Below are 19,419 nucleotides of genomic sequence, written 5' to 3'. Positions count from 1 at the left end.
TGGGTTGATGCGAGGCGCGGCCGAGAACGGGAGTCAGGGCCATGGCACTCAAGCAAAAGATCGACAAAGGCGTGACAACCGCCGGCGCGGTAAGCGCAACCCCGGATACGGCATCGCCACCATCGCAGGCCCGCGTGCTGCCGCCGATACGCACGCATGGCGGACTGCCGCTGATCGATGCCCTGCGATTGCGCCATTCGACACGTGAATACGACAACCGTGCCCTGCCCGTCAGGTTGCTATCGGAACTGTTGTGGGCGGCGTTCGGCATCAATCGGTCGGAAACGGGCGATCGCACGGCGCCCTACTGGCGGCATGTCATGGTCATCGATATATATGTGGCGATGGCCGATGGCGTGTGGATCTACGCCCCGGGACAGCATGAGTTGCTGCCTTGCCTGGCTACGGATATCCGGGCGGCGACCGGGCTGCAGGATTTCGTCAGCGAAGCTCCGGTGGAACTTGTCTACGTGGCGCACGGCGAGCGCATGCGCGACGTGGTCGCCGAGGACCAGCGATTGTACGCCTCGGTCGATGCCGCCTTCATCGGACAGAACGTCTACCTGTTTTGCGCCTCCGAAGGTCTGGGCACGGTGTTCCGCGGCGCGTTCGACCCGAAGAAACTGGCACAGGCCATGAAACTGGATGACAGGCAGTTCATCACCTTCGTCCAGACGGTCGGCTATCCGAAAGGCTGGACCGATCCGGCCAGCTGAACCGGAAGAACCACATGACCCAACCTACGGCCGAACCACCGGCGAACACGCCCGAGACGACATTGTCGATACCGGTCGACACCGTCTGCTTCATCATCGAGAAACTCCGTGAGTACGACAGCAGGGACATGCTCGCCGAACCGGCGGAAGACCCCGCTCCACTGGATTCCCAGGACGTCGACGCGCTCCGCGAGCGGGAAAACGAATACGAGGATGCGGCCGTGCTCCAGGAGCTTCGCACGGCTATCGATGATCTGCCGGAGGACCAGCAAATCGACTTGGTGGCATTGACCTGGCTTGGTCGCGACAACTGCTCGGCATCCGACTGGCCGGCGATTCGGCAGGAAGCCGCCGAGGCGCACAACGCACGGACGGCTGACTACCTGCTTGGCATGTCGATGGCGAGCGGCCTCCTGGAAGAAGGCCTGTCGACACTCGGGTTTTCCGACAAGCGGGCCGACCTGGCGCCGCCGCAGCAAGGCGGGAACGCCTCATGACGGACGCTGCCGTCCATGCCGGCAAGCCCTGATCCCGGCTTCGGGCGAAGCGCCCGTTCCATCCATCGATGGGGTACCGGCGGCAGATGGAACATGGGTGCTTCCTTTCAGCGAATCACCAGGACCGGCACCGTGGAGTTCGCCAGCACCTTGACCACCACCGAGCCGAGGAAGAGGCTCTTCAATACTCCGCGCCCATGCGACCCCATGACAATGAGGTCGTACTTTCCTCGCTTGGCCACGTCGATGATCTCGGCACCAGGGTCGCCGACGAGCAGTTTCTCGTCGTGAATGTGACCTGCATCCTTCAGTATCCGACGCGCCCGCCTCAAGGCCGCGTTGCCATTGTCGGTGCGGAACTTGGCCAAGCTCTGCGCATCCAGATGGCCAGTGACGTGTTCGTTCAAAGGCACATCCACATTGAGCAGAGTCACCTGCGCGCCCTCGGGCCAATGCTTCACCAGGTATCGGGCCGCGCGGGCGTTGACGGCACTTCCGTCCACGGGCAGGAGGACTTTCATAGGCTGTCTCCAGGTAGGCTGCGTTTGCCCAAAAGCGCCAATGGCCTTCGGGTTCGTCGCCCCTATGAAACTGGCAAAATCACCCGCTGGTGTTGATCTGCGTCAACGCGATGACGTCGGCCCCGCCGTCTTCACTCGATGATGGCCAGCGACGTGTGGCGCGTGAGGTGGCGCACGGCTTCCAGCCATATGACGCACCCCGCCAGCATGAATGACCCGAACACCAGCGTGGTCGCATCGGGCGCGCCAAAACCCAGCATGCTACGCAGCGCTGGAATACTGACGATGCCTGCCAGCATCAAGCCCACTCCTCCGAGCATGCGCAGCAGCCAGGGGTTGTCCGCCAACCTTCCGCGCCACAGGGCATGACTGAGATCGTGGTTGGCGAGCGTCAACAGGAACACTGCCACGATCAGGCCGACGTAGACCGCCGCGCGCCCTTGCTCGATCCCGATGCCGCGCCCCAGTGCGAACGCGTAGCCAAGCAGCAGGACCGCGGCCAGGCCCATGCCCTGCGCGATGCCGTAGCCGAGGTTGACACCCCGAAAGGGAGACTCGCCAATGGGTCGCGGCGGGCGTCGCATGATCGCCGGAGAGGCCTTTGCCGACTCGAAGACGATGGAGCAGGCCGGGTCGATCAGCAATTCCAGCAGAACGATCTGTACCGGCATCAAAAGAATCGGCCAATGCAGCAGGCTGGGCACCAGGGCGAGCGCCACGACCGGGATGTGTACTGCCACCACGAAGCGGGTCGCCTTGGTGATGTTGTCGTAGATTCTCCGTCCTTGACGAACCGCCACCACCAGGCTGGCGAAGTCGTCGTCGAGCAGTACCAGTGATGCCGCCTCGCGCGCCACGTCTGTGCCGCGTTCGCCCATGGCCACGCCAACATTCGCCGCCTTGAGTGCGGGCGCATCGTTGACGCCATCGCCAGTCATGCCGACGACCTCGCCTTGCTGCTGCAGGGTTCTCACCAGGCGCAGTTTCTGGGTCGGCTGCACACGCGCGCAGACGTCGACGTGGCGCAACCGTTCGCCGAGCTGTTCGTCGGTGAGCGCTTCCATTTCCGCGCCGGTGATCAGCTTTGGCGCAAGGCTCAGTCCTACCTGGGCAGCGATGGCCCGCGCGGTGGCTTGATGATCACCGGTCATCATGATGACCCTGATGCCGGCTGCATGGCATTCGGCGATGGCCCCGGCGGCCGCGGGCCTGGGCGGATCGATCAGGCCGACCAGCCCGATGAATCGGTAGCGGAAGCCGCGCTGGGTCGCCGGCCAATCGCCCTCGCCCCAGGTTCCAGCCGCGACGCCGATCACCCGCAGGCCGCGCTCCGCCATGGCGTGCACCTCGCTGCCCAGTACATCCTGCTCGGCCGCCGTGAGGCCGCAAAGTTCGATGACTGCCTCCGGCGCGCCCTTGGCGCTGAGCAGGTAGGGCTCGTTGGGCGCCTCGCGGAATGCCCGCGTCATGGCGAGAAGCTCCGGATCCAGTCCGTATTCCTTCACTGCCGCGGCCTTGGTCAGTGCATGCGCCCCCGCGTCGAGCCTTTCTGCACCGAACAGGCGGATGGCCTGCTCCATCGGATCGGTGGAGTCCGCAGGGGTCGCCAGCAGCGCGAAACGTACCAGTGCGTGAAACTCGGGGGGCAGGCCCGCCTCGGCGGCAGGAAAGCTGTGCCGACCGACATGCAGTTCGGCCACCCGCATCCGGTTCTGCGTCAAGGTGCCGGTCTTGTCCACTGCAAGAACGGTGATGGCGCCCAGGGCCTCGACGGCCGAGATCCGGCGCGTGAGCACCTTTTGCCTGGCGATGCGCCACGCGCCCAGGGCAAGAAATACGGTCAGGATGACGGGAAATTCCTCGGGCAATATCGCCATGGCCAGCGCGATACCCGACAACAGGCTGTCCACCAGGCCATGCCCGTCCCATAGCCAGTTCAGCAGCCAGAGACTGATCGCACAGACCATGGCGGCCACCGCAAAGCGGCGCACCAGGCGCCGCGAAGCGCGCTGGAGTCCGGACGTCACCTCCATGGTCGAACTCAGGGCCTGCCCGACGCGACCAAGCGCGGTGGCGGTGGCTGTCGCGGTCACCCGTGCCATGCCCCGGCCCCTGGTCACCACGGTGCCGGCGAAGATGCTGCTGTCGCCGGGATCGGGGATCTTGCGAACGGGCACCGACTCTCCTGTCAGAAGGGACTCGTCTGCTTCCAGGTAGCCGCCCAGCAGTGTGGCATCGGCCGCGATGCGGTCGCCCTCGCGCAGCGAGAGCACGTCGTCCACGACCACTTCGGCGGAAGGGATGCGCGCTTCATGTCCGTTGCGAACGACACGCGCGTGTGGCGCCGACAAATCGCGCAACGCTTCCAGTGCCCTTTGCGTCTTGCGCTCCTGCAACAACGTGATGCCAATGACCACCAGCACCGACATCAACAGGAATGTCGCTTCAGCGAGATCGCCGAGCACCAGATAGAGTCCGCCGGCGACGAGCAACATCAGGAACATCGGCTCGATCAACACATCGCGCGCGATCGACCATAGCGATTTCGGCTTGCTGTCAGGCAGGGTATTGGGACCGTATCGATCCAGTCTCGCCTTGGCTTCGGCCTGGCTCAGGCCACTACCAGTAGGAGGCAGCGGATCAACAGCATTCACGACGGCACTCCGCTTCGTTCGCCACGGGTTCCAGTGTTCAGTGAGCCAGCAGCAGAGAGATTTCGCTGTGCTGAAGCATATGGCGCGTGATGCCGCCCAGTATCCATTCGCTCATGCGCGAATGCCCCCAGGCTCCCATGACCAGCAAGTCGGCCTCCATGGACTTCGCTTGTTCGTGAATCGCCCTTCCATTCCCGCGCAATGGATCGATCGATTGCCATTGCACCGGCAGATCCTGACGTTCCAGCCATTTCCGCAATGGCAGCGGCGCGCGATGCCTGCCGGCCTCCGACACGTCTTCTCCGTCCAGCACCATGACTTTCTCCGCTTTGCGCAGCAGCGGCAGCGCCGCCTTGACCGCTCGCGCTGCCTCCACGGAACCGTTCCATGCGATCGTCACCTTGCGCACGCCCGGATCGCTTGCCCAGGCCTCGGGCACCAGCAACACGGGGATGCCACCTGAAAGCAATGACCTGCTCAACGGACCGAGGCCCGATAGCGGGAAGGTGTCCTTGGTGCAGAGGCTGCCGATCATCAGGTCGGACAAGCTGGCCTGCCGTTCGATGACACTCTGGTAGTAGCCGCGAACGACTTCCCAGCTTCCATCTACGCCGTGGCCTCGGCAAAGTTCGCGCCACCAGTCGCGCCGCCTGTGGGCATCCTGCTCATCTTCATTGAGGGCGATCAAGGCATCGGGGAGCACCAGCGACGTGGTATCCAGCGAGACGATCTGAAGACCGGTCAGGTGAGCGTCGTATTGGCGAGCCAAGCCAAAGGCGAACCGGATCAGCGTTGAATCGATCTCGCGAATGTCGATATTGACGGTGAGTTCGAGCATATATACCTGCCTGGACGAATCGAGCGCACCCGAATCGTGGGTTGCCCACGCAACGGCCACCTTGATCCAGATCACTACCGGGGTTGCTCTGGTCTGCCGGCTCGCGGCGTTCCTCGCAAACCCTCCGGCGAACCGATGCTTCATCCGGCGCCCATGCGGGGCACGTTACACAGGTTGCATTTCACGCCGTGAGGCTGCCGTGTCCAGCGGTTCGACCGCGGAGGTTTCATCGAGATGGAACACCGCGTCGAACTGCGCGGCGATCGACGCCTTGAAATAGTGGCTTTCGTACTCGGTATCCGGGCGGTACAGCACGCCGATGGCCCGCTCCAGCAGGGGCTCGCGCAACACGCGCGCTGCTTCTTCCTGCATCGGCAGGTAAAAGCGGTCCAGCCGGGTGCGATGGAACAAGTCCTCGTAACTGTCCGGTCTTGCCACCTTGACCTGACGGCACTCGGCCTCGCCGTCCCACTCATAGGCCGCCGTCACCGTGCCGGTGTAGGTCGTGAAGCCGACCAGCCATGCCGCCTCGGCACCTGCCCTCTCGCGGACCAGCTGGCCGACGTTCCATTCGCCGGCACGGGACATTTCCGTGGCACGCGCATCGCCGAGATGCGAGTTGTGCGCCCACACCACCACCTTGCCGGCACTGCCGAGCGCGCGCAGGTGCGCCTGCAGGGCGAACAGGGTTTGCACCATGTGTTCGTCGCGCACGTTCCAGCTCGCCGCCCTCGATCCGAACATGGCGCGGTAATAGCTTTCGGCGCTGGCCACGACGTGGGCGTTGCGCTCGGCGAAAAAATACGCATCCACGGCGCCACGGCCGTCAGCAGACAGGTACTCCGGGGCCAGCGTCCACAGGTCCAGCAATCGCTGTCGCACCCCCTCGCGGCAATCGGGGCGAAGGCCCAGCACTGCCTCGTAGCCATAGCGCTGCGGATCGCGGACATGGTCGAGTGCGGCGTATTGCTTCCTGGCGATGGCCGCCTGTTCCTCGTCAACCGTCGAAAGATAGTCGACAACCGCATTGGCCGACCGGTACATGCTGTACATGTCGAGGCCGTAGAAGCCGATGCGCTCGCTGGCCTGCCGTGTCATGTTGATGTCGCGAAGGCGCTCCACGAAGCGCAGGACTTCTTCGTTGCGCCACATCCAGCGCGGGAAACGCTGGAAATCGTCGAATGCGGATCGCGCAGACTGATCGTGTCCTTCGCCGCGCACGAACAGGTTCAGGCGATAGGCATCGGGCCAGTCCGCCTCCACGGCGATCGCATCGAATCCCTGCTCGACCACCAGGCGAAGCGTCAGCTCGGCACGCATCCGGTAAAACTCCCGGGTACCGTGCGTGGCTTCACCGAGCAACACCAGGCTCCGCCCCCCGACGCTGTCGAGCAGGGCATCGTAATCGTGCTCGTCGCCATCCAGTCGAAGGGCTTCGTTGCGGATGACGTCCAGCGCAGTGTGGGAAGGGTTTGGCATCGGCGTTGTCGCGTGACTGTCGTGAGTTCACGCTGCCCCTGCCGGCATGACCACCGGGCAGCGGGCAGCGCGTGAGCGATCAGCTGATCGTCAACTTGCGGGCACTGCCGTTTCCCTTCTTGGGGAGTTCCAGGGTCAGCACGCCGCCTTCGTAACGGGCCGTCGCCTTGTCGTTGTCCACCTCGTCGGGAAGGCTGAACGAGCGATAGACCTGTCCGTAATAGCGCTCGGTGTAGACGTCGCGCTCGTCGTCCTTTTTCTTGCTCTCGCGCTTGACCTCGGCGCTGATGGTGACCTGGTTGCCGCTGATCGAGACGTCGATATCGTTCTTCTCCACGCCCGGCATTTCCGCCTTGACGCGATAGGCGCCATCGTTTTCGATAACGTCGATGCGCACATCCGGAGCCTCCAGCTCGGACCACTGCGGGCGCAGGCTGAAACCACGGAAGAAATCGTCAAAAGGAGCGCCTTGCTCGAACCGTGACAGGGTCTTGAAGGGACTCCAACGGGTAAGGTTTGCCATGGATAAATCCTCCACACAGATCATTCGATGTCGTTGGGCTGAACCCCCGGCCCGCCACTCCCGGCAAGATGGGATCATCGGCAAGCGTAGGAAGTTGAAGCGGAGCGCGGTTGATCCAGGTCAACCTGGTGCGCATGACTCAAAAACATTTCATGGATTCGGCGCACGCCCCGCCGTGACGTCATGGCCCTGATCCGGCAGCCACTGCGCGAACCAGCTCGTGGCGAGCGCCGCCACCCGCTCGATGGCGCCCTCCTCTTCGAACAGATGCGTGGCATTGGGAACCAGCACCAGTTCGGCCGTGCACGTGAGCACCAGCAGGGCGGAACGGTTCAATGCGATGACTTCGTGATCCGCGCCGCCGACGATGAGCAAGGTGGGCGCCTGCACCCGTGCCAGCGCTCCGCGCCCCGCCAGGTCGGGGCGACCACCCCGCGACACCACGGCCTTGATCACCATCGGGTATCGCGACGCCAACACCAGCGAAGCCGCCGCCCCCGTGCTGGCACCGAACAGACCGATGGGCAAGGCCTTCGTGCGCGAATCGAGCATGGCCCATCGGGTGGCGGCATCGAGCCGTGCCGTGAGCTTGGGAATGTCGAAACGTGCAGAGACGTCCCTGGCTTCATCTTCGCTCAGCAAATCGAACAACAAGGTCGCCAACCCCTTCGCGTGCATGGCCTGGGCTACCAGGCGATTGCGTGGGCTGTTGCGGTTGCTGCCGCTGCCATGCGTAAAGATGACCAGGCCGTTGGCTCCCTGCGGCATCTGCAAGTCGCCATCGAGCAGCAGGCCATCGGCGGGGATGCGGATGTCCTCGGACAGCGCAGACGCGGACGATCCCGCGGGGGAACGCATCAGCAGGCGCACCACTTCGCTGTCGTCGACCGCAGGGAACTGCACATAGAACTGCCCGACCGCACGGAAGTGTTCGGGTGCGGACAGATAGACGAGGTCGTCCACCACGTCCGCCACTGAAGCCAGGCCACGCGGCGATGCCACGGGAATGGCGCACACCAGCCGCGCCGGCTTGCGCGCACGCACAGCCAGCAGCGCCGCGCGCATCGTGGCCCCCGTTGCCAACCCATCGTCTACGACGACCACGGTGCGTCCGGCAGGATCGATCGGCGGGTGGCCAAGGCCATAGCTCTGTCTGCGGGCCCGGATGACGGCCAACTGTTCGGCGGCCTCGCGCTTGATGTAGCGCTGATCGGCACCGGCCAGCTGCGCGTCATCCGTTTGCTGGATCGTCCTGGCTTCGTCGACGGCACCGATGGCATATTCCGGGTTACCGGGTGCGCCGATTTTCCGCACCAGCACGATATCGAGTTCGCCGTCCAGATGGTCGGCAACGATCCTGCCGACCGGCACTCCACCGCGCGGGATGGCCAGTATCAGCGGATGCTGGCCACGCAGCGAGGACAGCGCCTGCGCCAACTGCTGTCCGGCGTCGGTACGGTCGCGAAAGGCGTCGGTTTGCCACTGCGCCATGGTCATCTGCCCTCCTTCGGGTCATGCAGTCGATGGACCGTGCTCACGGTGCCGCCGGCGAGCCCGCGAAATCGACCACCAAGGTCACGCGGCGATTCGGCTCGGCACCATCGCCCGATTTGCCCTTGAGGACCTGGCGGTTTTCCGCCTTGCCATAGCTGACCGTGCGGACCTGGTCGGCACCCAATCCGCCGCTCTTCACCAGGTAGTCGCGCACGGCCTCGGCACGTGCTCGCCCGAGCCGCATGTTGTAGCTCCTGCCGCCCGCGGCGTCGGCAAAACCTTCCACCGTCACCAATGCCTGCGGGTAATGCGCCGAGACGATTTTCGCGAAATCATCCAGCAGCGGCTTGTCCTCGTCGCGCAAGGTCGCATCGTTGAAGGCGAAATGCGAAACGGCGTCCACGCGGACACGCCCGCCCATCTGGGCGATCTTGGCGTCGTAGGCAGCGAAACGCTCCTGCATCTGCTGCGAAAGGCTGTCGATCTCCTGCTGCTGTTTCTGGTCGTTGGCGCGCAGCTCGCTGACCGTCGAATCGAAATCGGCCTTTTTCACATAACCCGTGCAGCCGCCCAGCGCAATGAACGCCACGCCAAGCGAGGCACAAGCAAAACGGCGATAGGAATTCATGGTTGATTTCTCCTGAGGGAATCCATGCGGCGATGAATGTCCGACCGACCACGTCGAGGTCTGCTCATCCCGCGGCTCATCAACCTACGCAGAAAGCGGCGGGGCATGTTGATTTATGTCACCCAAGCCCCGCACGGCCGGCACCCTCGCCGAATGGATCCATTCGCCGATAGGCCATGGACCCAAAAAGAAAGAGGCCGCATCGCAGCGACCTCTTCCCCATGCAAGCCGTACCGGGATGGCCTCGACAAGTATTTGCCGTCTGTCCCATCTTCAGAGCGTCCCGCCTCCCGACTTTCACCGGAATGGCGAGTCACCCCGACCCTTCCCAATCCTAGGCGACAACCAGATTGTCGACGACCTTCTGCACGCCGGGCGCGCTCCACGCCGCCCACTCGACCGTATTGCGCTCGGCCAACGAATCGACCTCGCCCGTCAAGGTCACCGTGCCCTTCTCCACGCCAACGGTGATGTCGGCAGCATCGAAGTGCGCGCGGCGATAGAGCGCCGCCTCGATCTTGGTCTTGACGTCACGCGGCTCGATGCGCGGGCTTATGCTGATCTTGTTGATCACACCCTTGACGCCATACAAGTGGCGGACGCTGGCTTCTGCGGCGTAACGAATGAAGGCCCATTCGACGTTCCCGGAAAGCGTGATCCAGCCATTTTCGACGAGCAGTTTGACCGTGCCCTTCGGAATCGACGCGTTCCAATCGACGGCATTGGTGGCTGCCTTGGCAATTTCCGTGTCGTTTCGCTGATGCGGTCCGGGCAAGACCACATCCAGTTCGACCGCGACGCTCTTGATGCCAGCGACGCGCTGCGCCGCTCGCTCCGCAGCCCACTTCTGCGTGTAACTGTCGACATGGCCCGACAAGGTGGCCACGCCACCTGATACCTCGACGCCGATGCGGCTGGCGTCCACTGATGGCTCCCAGTCGAGTTCGGTCATGATGTCCTCTTGAAGTTGACGGTCGTTTTTCATGGGTTGTTCCTCAAATATTTCACCAGTGAATGGACAGCGGGCGTACGCAGGTCGATGCGACATGACAGGTCGCCATCGACGCATGGTCACTTTAGAAGTGGGGCACGGGACTCTGTTGATGCAGATCAACCTTGCAGCACATTCCAGCGAGCGTCCCGCGGGCAGAGGTTGATTTCGATCAATTCGACGTCAATCAGGCCGCACCATGATTTGCCCTGGGTCGGCGTGGTGGCTGTGCGGAAGCCGACTCCATCGGCGCCGAACAGGGAAAGGCCAGGCATATCCACGCTTCGCGGGCCGAACTGGACCAGCGGTTCGATTCGATGAACCCGTAGTGGTTTGTTGACCGTCGTCAAGGAGCGGGCCTGCCCGAGTCATAAGCTTCCACCATGTCGCCGCCCCGGAAAAGGCGTGGCGGACAGACAAGAGCTTCCTGGCACCGTTGCCGCTGGAGGCAACAGCGGAAGTCATGCTCAACCCGGAGGATGCCAACATGTCGAAGACCTGGTTACTGGTCGCGGATGCCGCCAAGGCGCGTCTGTTCGAGATAGCCAAGAAAGGCGGAAACCTGACGGAGATCGCGTGCTACACCAACCCCGACGGCCGCTCTCCGGGACAGCATCCCGAGCATGGGCGAGAGGGGCGCACTCAGGAAAGCGCGAACTCGGCGCGCCATGCCATCGAACCGCATACATCGCTGCGTGAAAAACATGCGATGCAATTTGCCGACCTGCTGCGCGATACCATTCGGCAAGGACGTTTGGCGAACCAATACGATCAGCTCGTGCTGATGGCGCCACCGAGATTCCTCGGCCTGCTCCGTGGCCGTCTCGATGATCAGACGCTGAAGTGCGTGGTGGCCGAGGTCGGCAGCGACCTGCTTGCGCTCTCCCCTACCGAGCTTCGCGCGTACCTGCCGACCTGAGTCCGCGAATGAGCGCGACCACCACCGGCATCGGCGCAACTTTCGATACCGATTGGCTGGAACTCGCGCGGGTGGCAGATCAACTGTCCGGTAATCGCGGTGACAAGTCAGCATTCCCTTGATGCAGATCAAACCCACCCTCCCCATCCGCATGATCATCACAAAGAACATCGGACGCGTGGCGGCGGCGATGGCAGTCCATTCATTCGTCGGGAAGCCCCATGCCAACCCCCTTGTCACCCCAACAGCTGCAGAAGATGGACGCCTATTGGCGCGCCGCCAATTACCTGTCCGTCGGCCAGATCTACCTGCGCGACAACCCGCTGCTGGAAGAGCCGCTGCAGCGCGAGCACATCAAACCGCGCCTGCTCGGCCACTGGGGCACCACGCCGGGCTTGAACATGCTGTACGTGCATGTGAACCGGCTGATCAAGCAGAACGACCTGGACATGATCTTCATCACCGGCCCGGGCCATGGTGGCCCGGGACTGGTGGCGCAGACTTATCTGGAAGGCTCCTATACCGAGCGCTATCCGGCCATCGAGCGCAACCGCGATGGCATGCGGCGCTTGTTCCGCCAGTTTTCCTGGCCGTACGGCGTACCCAGTCATGTCTCTCCGGATACCCCCGGCTCGATCCATGAAGGTGGCGAACTGGGTTACTCGCTGGCACATGCATTCGGCGCGGCGTTCGACAACCCGGACCTGATCGTCGCCTGCGTGGTGGGCGACGGCGAGGCGGAAACCGGTGCGCTGGCGACCAGCTGGCATTCGAACAAGTTTCTCAATCCCGCACGCGATGGTGCGGTATTGCCGATTCTGCATCTGAACGGTTTCAAGATCGCGAATCCGACCATTCTTGCGCGCATCAGCCGCGAGGAGCTGCTGGACCTGTTCCGCGGCTATGGCTACGAGCCCTTTGTCGTCGAAGGCAGCGATCCGGTTGCGGTCCACCAGGATCTGGCCGCCACGCTCGACGTGATCCTTGCCAGAATCCGGAGCATTTGGCAGGCGGCGCGTGCGAACGGCGAGGCGGCCGCCATCACGCGTCCGCGCTGGCCGATGCTGATCTTCCGCACGCCCAAGGGCTGGACCGGACCGAAGATCGTCGATGGCCTGCCGGTCGAAGGTACCTGGCGTGCGCATCAGGTGCCGATCGCGCAGTTCGACAAGCCCGGGCACGTCGCGCAGCTCGAAGCATGGATGAAGAGTTATCGGCCGGAAGAGCTCTTCGACGACACCGGGCAGTTCCGCCATGAGCTGGCCGCACTCGCGCCGACCGGGCATCGCCGCATGGGTTCCAATCCTCACGCCAACGGCGGGGAATTGCTGAAACCGTTGGTGATGCCGCATTTCCGCGATCATGCCGTGGTCATAAACACGCCGGGGTCTGTCGAAGCCGAGTCGACGCGCGTGCTCGGCGGCTTTCTGCGCGAAGTGATGCGCCTCAACCTGGACAGCCGGAATTTCCGCCTGTTCGGGCCGGACGAAACCGCGTCCAACCGACTGGATGCGGTGTATGAAGTTACAGGCAAGGAATGGATGGCCGACATCGACCCGGTCGACGACCACCTCAGCGCCGATGGCCGCGTCATGGAAGTCTTGAGCGAGCATCTATGCGAGGGTTGGCTGGAAGCCTACCTGCTCAGCGGCCGCCATGGTTTCTTCTCGTGCTACGAGGCGTTCATCCACATCATCGATTCGATGTTCAACCAGCATGCCAAATGGTTGAAGGTCGCGCGCCATATTCCCTGGCGCGCGCCGGTGGCGTCATTGAACTACCTGCTCACCTCGCACGTCTGGCGGCAGGACCATAACGGCACGTCGCACCAGGATCCCGGCTTCCTCGATATCGTGGCGAACAAGAAATCGGAAGTCGTGCGCATCTACCTGCCGCCGGACGCCAACTGCCTGTTGTCGGTGGCCGATCATTGCCTGCGCAGCCGCGACTACATCAACCTGATCGTGGCCGGCAAGCAGCCGGAATGGCAGTGGCTGGACATCGACGCCGCTGCGAAACACTGCGCCGCCGGCGCCGGCATCTGGGAATGGGCGAGCAACGATGGCGGCGATCCGGATGTCGTGATGGCCTGCGCAGGCGATGTACCGACACTCGAATGCCTGGCCGCCGTGACCCTGCTTCGCGGCTTCATCGCGGACATCCGGATCCGCGTCGTCAACGTCGTGGACCTGATGGTGCTGCAGCCGCAATCCGAACACCCGCACGGATTGTCGGACCCTGACTTCGATGCGCTGTTCACCGTGGACAAGCCGGTGATTTTCGCTTTCCACGGCTACGCCGCGCTGATCCACAAGCTGACGTACCGCCGGCGCAATCACGACAACATCCATGTGCGCGGCTACAAGGACGAAGGCACCACCACCACGCCGTTCGACATGGTGGTGTTGAACAATCTCGATCGCTACCAGCTGTCGCTGGATGCCATTACGCGCGTGCAACGCCTCGACGACTATGTCGCACAAGCCACCGAGCGTTACTGGGCGATCATGGAACGACACAAGCTCTATGTCAGCGAGCATGGCGAGGACATGCCCGAGATCGCTTCATGGCGCTGGCCGGCACATGGGCTGGCGGGCTGACCGAGCAGCCCTTCTTGCCGACGCGCCGCATTACGGCGCGAGCACCGCCGCGCCGCTGAAGCGTCCCGCACGCAGGTCATCCAGGGCCCGGTTGGCCTGTGCCAGCGAATAGATGTGCGTGGTGGTCCTGATGTCCTTGCATTCCCTGGCCGCGAAGAAATCGTGCGCATCGGCGCGCGTCAGATTGGCCACGGAAACCACCTCGCGCTCCTCCCACAGCCAGCGATACGGAAACGACGGGATATCGGACATGTGAATGCCGCCGCACACGACCCTGCCGCCCTTCTTCACGACACGCAGCGCCTGCGGAACCAGCTCGCCTGCCGGCGCGAACAGGATCGCGGCATCCAGTGGCTCGGGTGGCAATTCGTCGGATGAACCGGCCCACACGGCACCCAGCGAACGCGCGAATGCCTGTGCCGCGATGTCGCCGGACCGCGTGAAGGCGTAGACCCGGCGCTGCTGCCGACAGGCGATCTGGGTGACGATGTGCGCCGCCGCACCGAAACCGTAGAGGCCGAGACGCCTGGCCTGCCCTGTCTTCACCAGGCAACGCCAGCCGATCAGGCCGGCGCACAGCAACGGGGCGCTGGCGACGGGATCGGCATCGTCGGGTAAGGCTATGCAGTAATCCGCGCGCGCAACGATATGGCTGGCGAAACCGCCCGGCCGTGTGTAACCGGTGAACGCGGGCGCATCGCACAGGTTTTCGCGGCCTTCGCGACAGTACTCGCAGCGGTGGCAGGTGCCGCCCAGCCATGGCACACCTACCCGCTGCCCCAGCTTCAGTTCGGAAACCCCGGGACCAAGCGCCTCGACCAGGCCGACGCACTCGTGCCCAGGGATCAGCGGCGTCACGATATCCGGCAACTCGCCATCGACGACATGCAGGTCCGTGCGGCATACCCCACAAGCCTCCACCCGCAACCGCAGCTCACCGTCGCCCGGCAGGGGATCGGGCAGTGTCTGGAGTGTCAGTGGCTCGCCGACCTTGCTCAGCACCATGGCGCGCATGATTCCGTCCTCGTTCCGAACGACTGCGCCGTCCATCCTCGCGCATGTCGGCAGCGGCCGAGTTGACATGACTCAATCCCGCTTCCGAACGGTCAGAGTGCCACGAGGTTGGCCTTCGCCCTGACATGGCTGCGCAACTGCGCCAGCGGCAATGACTTGTCCAGCGAGGTGAGACTGGACCTGAGCATGTGCAGATCTTGAATACGTCCCAGCCTGTCCGACAATTCGCCGAGCGCCCCCACGGAGGCATGGCCGTAATGCATCAAGGATGGCGCTGCCCGCCCGGCCGCCTGGATCATCTGCTTCTGCATGCGCAGGCGACGAAGGCGGCGCCTCCAGCGGTGCCGATTGACCGGATCGGGTTTCCGCCTCGCCGTGCGTGCCGCCTTGGCTGCGCGGCGTTCGCTTCGCTTCATCCCATGGCGCAGGCACTTGTTCGTCAAACGCTGCCAAGGCAGCGCAGCAACCGCCGCAGCGATCGCACCCAACTGAGCCCGTCGCCTCGCAAAGTCGGGATCCCTTGAGAGGGCATCTGCGAGAAGTGCATCCCTGCGTGCCGCGAGGCGACTGGCCACGTCCAGCCAGATATCGCGGTCATCCCCTCTGGCGAGCCGGGAGGCCGTGACCACGACGACATGCGCATTTCGCAGGCGTGACAAACCGGACGCCAGTCGCTTGAGCTTGCGATCAACGACTGACACCTCGGGTTCGAGCGAACTGCCGCACAGGGCCAGCAGACTGCGCAGCCGGCGGATGGCCTTGCGCGTCGCATGGATGGCGCAGTGCCTGTTTCTTCGCTGAGCGAGCGAACGCAGGGCAAGATCGGCCTGCTCCTGCGCCAACGCGGCAAATACCGAACCCGATGACCTGGTCGTCATGGTGGAGCTCGGCCTGGTGCAGCAGACACTGAACTGGAATGGGATCGCAACATCGTCATGAGCACCGGTTTGCCATCACAAGCACCCCATGGAGCGGATCTTCCGGTGATCTGGCAAAGATCCAGGCCGCCGGTCCTGTCGCCGCCCCGGAGCCGGGTGATCGGGCCCGCGGCGCGAAGACATGTGCTACGAGGAAAGTGTCGACATGGCACGAGCGGTGTGCTCGGCAATCATGGCCTCTTCATCCGTGGCCATGACGAAGACGCGCACCGGACTGCGTGAAGTGCTGATCAAGCTGTCGTGCCGGGTATTGGCGGCTGTATCGCACTCGATGCCAAGCCAGGCCAGCCGTTCGCAGACTGCGGCACGAACGCCAGCACTGTGCTCGCCGATGCCGGCGGAAAAAATTAGCGCATCCAGCCCCCCCAGGACCGAGGCCAGCGCACCGACGTGCTTGACGAGGCGGTACACGAACAGCTCGATCGCCTCCCTCGCATGCGGGTCCTCGCTGGCCTGCAGGATGCGCATGTCGTGGCTGATGCCGGAAACACCCAGCAGGCCGCTCTCGTGATACAGCACGCGCTCGACGTCGGCGGCACGCAGGCCATCGGCCTGCTGCAGATAGAGCAACGCTCCCGGGTCGATGCTGCCGCACCGGGTTCCCATCACCAACCCGTCGAGCGTCGAAAAGCCCATGGTGGTATCGATGCTGCGGCCGTTGCGCATCGCGCACAGACTCGCGCCATTGCCCAGATGGGCGGCGATGACACGGCCGTCCGCCAGGCCAGGCGACAACTCGCGCAGCCGTGCGATGAGATATTCATAGGAAAGACCGTGGAAGCCGTAGCGGCGCACGCCCTCCTCCGCATAGATCCGCGGCAGCGCCAGGCGCGTCGCCACCGCCGGCATGTCGTGATGAAAGGCGGTATCGAAGCAGGCAACCTGCGGCAAACCGGGACGCAGGCTGCCGATCGCCTTGACCGCGGCGATGTTGTGCGGCTGGTGCAGGGGTGCCAGCGGCACGAGTTTTTCCAGTGCGGCCAGGACGGTGTCGTCGATACGCGTCGGTGAATGAAAGTCGCTTCCCCCATGCACGATGCGGTGCCCCACGGCCACAAGATTCTCTTCGCCCAGGTGGGAGGTCACCCAGGTCAGCAAGGGTTCGAGCAGGTCTTCGTGATCCAGGTGGGTTCCCGTCGCCCAGTGCTTGTCTTCCAGCACCGTGCCGTCCGTTGCCAGCGCAGTGAACGTCGGTGCTGCGCCGATGCCCTCGATGGCACCACGCGAAACCAGGCGCCGCGCGCCGGCGGGACATTCGTACAACGCGAACTTGATGCTCGACGAACCGGCATTGAGGGTCAGGATCGCCTCGGGCATCGCTCAGCCGCCTGCAGCCGGCGCGACGCCGTTCGTGGCTGCCTGGACGAGCAGGACCGCCACGGCGCAGGAAGCGATGCGTGCCCGTGGCGCATCGGCGCGACTGGTCAGGATGATCGGCACCTGCGCTCCCATCACCACGCCGGCGGCATCGGCACCGGCCAGAAAAGTCAGCTGCTTGGCGAGCATGTTGCCGGATTCCAGATCCGGCACGACCAGGATGTCGGCCATGCCGGCAACCTTGGAGTCGATGCCTTTCTCGCTTGCGGCCAGCGTGCTGACCGCATTGTCGAAGGCCAGCGGCCCGTCGACGAGGCCACCGGTGATCTGCCCGCGCTCGGCCATCTTGCACAGCGCGGCCGCGTCGATCGTGGAGGGTATCGCGGGATTCACCGTTTCCACTGCTGAGAGCACGGCCACCTTGGGCATCGCGATGCCCAGGATGTGCGCCAGGTCGATGGCGTTCTGGATGATGTCGCGCTTCTCGTCCAGGCCGGGCGAGATGTTGATGGCGGCGTCGGTCACCAGCAGCAGCCGGGGGTAGCTGGGAACGTCCATCAGGTAGACATGGCTCAGGCGACGACCAGTGCGCAAATCCGGCTCGGCCACGACGGCGTGCATCAACTCGTCGGTATGCAGCGAGCCCTTCATGAGCAGCTTCGCTTCGCCGCTTTTCACCAATGCAACCGCCTGTGCCGCCGCCGCATGACTGTGTGGCATGTCGACCAGCCGATAGGGCGCGATATCGAGACCAGTGTGTTTCGCTGCGGCCATTATCCTGGTGGCGGGGCCAACCAGGATGGGCTCGATCAGGCCGGCATTCGCCGCTTCGACGGCGGCGACGATCGCGCTGTCGTCGCAGGGATGCACGATCGCCGTGGGTATGGCCGGACGCCCTTTCACCTGCGCCAACAGCTGCCGGAAGCGCCGGTGGTCGGTGATCTGCACCTCGGGCAGGTCCACCCGTTGGCAACGGACCTTTTCGGTCGGCGCCTGCACTTCGGCCGTGCCCAGGATCACCTCCGTGCCGTACTGGTTGCGCACACAGCAGTGCATGGTGACGCGGTGCTGCAGCGGATCCTTGCCGGTGACAGCCACGATCACCTCGATGGTATCGCCCACGTTGATCGGCGCATGGAAGTGCAGGTCCTGCGAGAGGTAGATGGTGCCCGGCCCCGGCAGCTGCGTGGCAAGTAGCGCCGATATCAGCGAGCCGCCCCACATGCCGTGCGCCGCCACGCGATGGAACGTCGCATCGCGTGCGTAGCCCGTATCCATCGCGAGCGGGTTCATGTCGCCGGACATCGCCGCGAACAGCCCGATATCCCGCTGCGACAGCGTGCGCGTGGTGCGTGCGCTGTCGCCCACCTCGATTTCATCGAAGGTACGGTTCTCGATGCAGGCTGGCGCGGCAAGGGCGGATGTGGCATGCATGGCCCAGGCCTTCAGTACATGTGCTGGCCGCCATTCATGGCGACATTGCTGCCGGTCATGAAAGCCGCCGAATCGCTGCAGATGAAGCCCACCAGTGCGGCGACCTCCTCCGGCTGGCCCAGTCTCCCCACCGGAATCAGCGGAATGACTTTTGGCTCCAGCACCTCCTTCGGTACCGCGTTCGCCGGCGGCAGCGCGCACAGCGACACTTCGCACAGGTAGACATGCAGCTTCTGCACCTGGTCCAGCGCCAGTTGCAAAAGGTCCATCCGCTTGCCGGGCGAGCGCATCAGATGCAGCAGCCAGTCGGCAAACGCCAGGTACAACGACTCCATCGACAGCGAAGCCGTCCACCTTGCCTGCAGGGCGTGCACGGGCGGGTCCAGCGTCTTGGCGGCGGGGACAACGGAATAGGTCACGTCGCACTCCATCATGATGGGCGGACGATGCCATCGGCCTGGGGCGCTCTTGTTGATAAAGGTCAAGCGCAGGCCACGCTTCTGGCCACGGACGACACCGAACAGCTCCTGCAGGAAATCGCGAAACGTGTGCCGGGGATGTATTCGATGGCGCGGCTGCAGGTGGCGTAGAGCGTCGGTATGCCGAACAGGTCGGAGGAATACATCCTGGCGATGCCGACCACCACGCCGCGATTGTCGTTGAGCTCGAATTCCTGCCCCGGTTTCGGGCTGCCCAACTTGCCGTACTCGGCATCGTCGACCACGATGAACCCGTTGTCGGCGTAGATGTCCTCGATCTCGCCCTGCTTCAGCCGGGGGCGACCGACCAGACTGGTGCCTTCCAGCCCATCATGCTCACTGCCTGACACCTGCTTCAGGTACCCCCCATTTTTCGC

The 19,419-nt window shown here is 64.0% G+C and carries 18 protein-coding genes and 2 pseudogenes; 4 read left to right on the top strand and 16 right to left on the bottom strand.

What is annotated here, in order from left to right; genetic code table 11:
- Positions 1-41 precede the first annotated feature (41 nt).
- Entirely contained in the window at positions 42-716 is a 675-nt protein-coding gene (locus CIW53_RS17215) for a SagB/ThcOx family dehydrogenase (protein WP_149365953.1), read from the top strand.
- 62 nt (positions 717-778) lie between these two features.
- Positions 779-1,213, top strand: a complete 435-nt coding sequence (locus CIW53_RS17210; RefSeq protein ID WP_207105469.1) for a DUF3775 domain-containing protein — start codon at positions 779-781, stop codon at positions 1,211-1,213.
- Positions 1,214-1,320: 107 nt separating this feature from the next.
- On the opposite strand, the gene CIW53_RS17205 is transcribed toward CIW53_RS17210, so the two are convergent.
- The 9 genes from CIW53_RS17205 to CIW53_RS17165 form a co-directional block, all read right to left on the bottom strand.
- Positions 1,321-1,734 carry a universal stress protein gene (locus CIW53_RS17205; protein ID WP_149365951.1) on the bottom strand — a complete coding sequence of 138 codons (414 nt, stop codon included), beginning with the start codon at positions 1,732-1,734 and terminating at the stop codon, positions 1,321-1,323.
- A 131-nt stretch (positions 1,735-1,865) separates the two neighbouring features.
- Positions 1,866-4,388 carry a cation-translocating P-type ATPase gene (locus CIW53_RS17200; RefSeq protein WP_149365950.1) on the bottom strand — a complete coding sequence of 841 codons (2,523 nt, stop codon included), beginning with the start codon at positions 4,386-4,388 and terminating at the stop codon, positions 1,866-1,868.
- A 37-nt stretch (positions 4,389-4,425) separates the two neighbouring features.
- Positions 4,426-5,226 (bottom strand): universal stress protein, encoded by an 801-nt coding sequence (locus CIW53_RS17195; protein ID WP_172969722.1) that lies wholly within the window; start codon positions 5,224-5,226, stop codon positions 4,426-4,428.
- Between the two features lie 165 nt (positions 5,227-5,391).
- Positions 5,392-6,705 carry an erythromycin esterase family protein gene (locus CIW53_RS17190; protein WP_149365948.1) on the bottom strand — a complete coding sequence of 438 codons (1,314 nt, stop codon included), beginning with the start codon at positions 6,703-6,705 and terminating at the stop codon, positions 5,392-5,394.
- 79 nt (positions 6,706-6,784) lie between these two features.
- A complete protein-coding gene (locus CIW53_RS17185; protein ID WP_149365947.1) occupies positions 6,785-7,228 on the bottom strand; it encodes an Hsp20/alpha crystallin family protein in 444 nt (147 codons plus the stop codon).
- Positions 7,229-7,378: 150 nt separating this feature from the next.
- Entirely contained in the window at positions 7,379-8,725 is a 1,347-nt protein-coding gene (locus CIW53_RS17180) for a phosphoribosyltransferase family protein (RefSeq protein ID WP_242451965.1), read from the bottom strand.
- Positions 8,726-8,762: 37 nt separating this feature from the next.
- Positions 8,763-9,350: an OmpA family protein gene (locus CIW53_RS17175; protein ID WP_149365946.1), complete on the bottom strand. Its 588-nt coding sequence runs from the start codon at positions 9,348-9,350 to the stop codon at positions 8,763-8,765.
- Between the two features lie 334 nt (positions 9,351-9,684).
- Positions 9,685-10,335: a BON domain-containing protein gene (locus tag CIW53_RS17170; RefSeq protein ID WP_149365945.1), complete on the bottom strand. Its 651-nt coding sequence runs from the start codon at positions 10,333-10,335 to the stop codon at positions 9,685-9,687.
- Positions 10,336-10,460: 125 nt separating this feature from the next.
- A complete protein-coding gene (locus CIW53_RS17165) occupies positions 10,461-10,691 on the bottom strand; it encodes a hypothetical protein (protein WP_149365944.1) in 231 nt (76 codons plus the stop codon).
- A 137-nt stretch (positions 10,692-10,828) separates the two neighbouring features.
- Between CIW53_RS17165 and CIW53_RS17160 the strand changes: the two genes are divergently transcribed.
- Entirely contained in the window at positions 10,829-11,260 is a 432-nt protein-coding gene (locus tag CIW53_RS17160) for a host attachment protein (protein WP_172969721.1), read from the top strand.
- 221 nt (positions 11,261-11,481) lie between these two features.
- Positions 11,482-13,860 carry a phosphoketolase family protein gene (locus CIW53_RS17155; RefSeq protein ID WP_149365942.1) on the top strand — a complete coding sequence of 793 codons (2,379 nt, stop codon included), beginning with the start codon at positions 11,482-11,484 and terminating at the stop codon, positions 13,858-13,860.
- Between the two features lie 30 nt (positions 13,861-13,890).
- On the opposite strand, the gene CIW53_RS17150 is transcribed toward CIW53_RS17155, so the two are convergent.
- From CIW53_RS17150 to CIW53_RS17125, 7 genes and pseudogenes are all read right to left on the bottom strand, one after another.
- Positions 13,891-14,874, bottom strand: a complete 984-nt coding sequence (locus CIW53_RS17150) for a zinc-dependent alcohol dehydrogenase family protein (RefSeq protein WP_149365941.1) — start codon at positions 14,872-14,874, stop codon at positions 13,891-13,893.
- A gap of 92 nt (positions 14,875-14,966) precedes the next feature.
- A complete protein-coding gene (locus CIW53_RS17145; protein WP_149365940.1) occupies positions 14,967-15,752 on the bottom strand; it encodes a CHAD domain-containing protein in 786 nt (261 codons plus the stop codon).
- Positions 15,753-15,938: 186 nt separating this feature from the next.
- On the bottom strand, positions 15,939-17,129 hold the full coding sequence (locus tag CIW53_RS17140; protein ID WP_149365939.1) for an acetate/propionate family kinase: 1,191 nt from the start codon (positions 17,127-17,129) through the stop codon (positions 15,939-15,941).
- A gap of 3 nt (positions 17,130-17,132) precedes the next feature.
- On the bottom strand, positions 17,133-18,563 hold the full coding sequence (locus tag CIW53_RS17135; RefSeq protein WP_149365938.1) for a bifunctional enoyl-CoA hydratase/phosphate acetyltransferase: 1,431 nt from the start codon (positions 18,561-18,563) through the stop codon (positions 17,133-17,135).
- A gap of 11 nt (positions 18,564-18,574) precedes the next feature.
- Positions 18,575-18,742: pseudogene (locus CIW53_RS18125) on the bottom strand (SDR family oxidoreductase); the annotation flags it as partial.
- A gap of 105 nt (positions 18,743-18,847) precedes the next feature.
- Positions 18,848-18,994 (bottom strand): annotated as a pseudogene (locus CIW53_RS18120) (poly-beta-hydroxybutyrate polymerase N-terminal domain-containing protein); the annotation flags it as partial.
- A gap of 50 nt (positions 18,995-19,044) precedes the next feature.
- Positions 19,045-19,392, bottom strand: coding sequence for a hypothetical protein (locus CIW53_RS17125; RefSeq protein WP_149365936.1), 348 nt, complete (start codon positions 19,390-19,392; stop codon positions 19,045-19,047).
- Positions 19,393-19,419 lie beyond the last annotated feature (27 nt).

The organism is Rhodanobacter sp. T12-5, assembly GCF_008329435.1.
Taxonomy (GTDB): Bacteria; Pseudomonadota; Gammaproteobacteria; order Xanthomonadales; family Rhodanobacteraceae; genus Rhodanobacter.
Note: the sequence above shows the minus strand (reverse complement) of the source record. Positions and strands in the feature narration are given on the sequence as shown.

What these genes read in the sequence shown, in the direction of transcription:
- CIW53_RS17215 (WP_149365953.1), top strand. Translation starts at nt 42, where the DNA reads ATGGCACTCAAGCAAAAGATCGACAAAGGCGTGACAACCGCCGGCGCG.
- CIW53_RS17205 (WP_149365951.1), bottom strand. Translation starts at nt 1,734, where the DNA reads ATGAAAGTCCTCCTGCCCGTGGACGGAAGTGCCGTCAACGCCCGCGCG.
- CIW53_RS17195 (WP_172969722.1), bottom strand. Translation starts at nt 5,226, where the DNA reads ATGCTCGAACTCACCGTCAATATCGACATTCGCGAGATCGATTCAACG.
- CIW53_RS17190 (WP_149365948.1), bottom strand. Translation starts at nt 6,705, where the DNA reads ATGCCAAACCCTTCCCACACTGCGCTGGACGTCATCCGCAACGAAGCC.
- CIW53_RS17185 (WP_149365947.1), bottom strand. Translation starts at nt 7,228, where the DNA reads ATGGCAAACCTTACCCGTTGGAGTCCCTTCAAGACCCTGTCACGGTTC.
- CIW53_RS17180 (WP_242451965.1), bottom strand. Translation starts at nt 8,725, where the DNA reads ATGACCATGGCGCAGTGGCAAACCGACGCCTTTCGCGACCGTACCGAC.
- CIW53_RS17175 (WP_149365946.1), bottom strand. Translation starts at nt 9,350, where the DNA reads ATGAATTCCTATCGCCGTTTTGCTTGTGCCTCGCTTGGCGTGGCGTTC.
- CIW53_RS17170 (WP_149365945.1), bottom strand. Translation starts at nt 10,335, where the DNA reads ATGAAAAACGACCGTCAACTTCAAGAGGACATCATGACCGAACTCGAC.
- CIW53_RS17160 (WP_172969721.1), top strand. Translation starts at nt 10,829, where the DNA reads ATGTCGAAGACCTGGTTACTGGTCGCGGATGCCGCCAAGGCGCGTCTG.
- CIW53_RS17155 (WP_149365942.1), top strand. Translation starts at nt 11,482, where the DNA reads ATGCCAACCCCCTTGTCACCCCAACAGCTGCAGAAGATGGACGCCTAT.
- CIW53_RS17150 (WP_149365941.1), bottom strand. Translation starts at nt 14,874, where the DNA reads ATGCGCGCCATGGTGCTGAGCAAGGTCGGCGAGCCACTGACACTCCAG.
- CIW53_RS17145 (WP_149365940.1), bottom strand. Translation starts at nt 15,752, where the DNA reads ATGACGACCAGGTCATCGGGTTCGGTATTTGCCGCGTTGGCGCAGGAG.
- CIW53_RS17140 (WP_149365939.1), bottom strand. Translation starts at nt 17,129, where the DNA reads ATGCCCGAGGCGATCCTGACCCTCAATGCCGGTTCGTCGAGCATCAAG.
- CIW53_RS17135 (WP_149365938.1), bottom strand. Translation starts at nt 18,563, where the DNA reads ATGCATGCCACATCCGCCCTTGCCGCGCCAGCCTGCATCGAGAACCGT.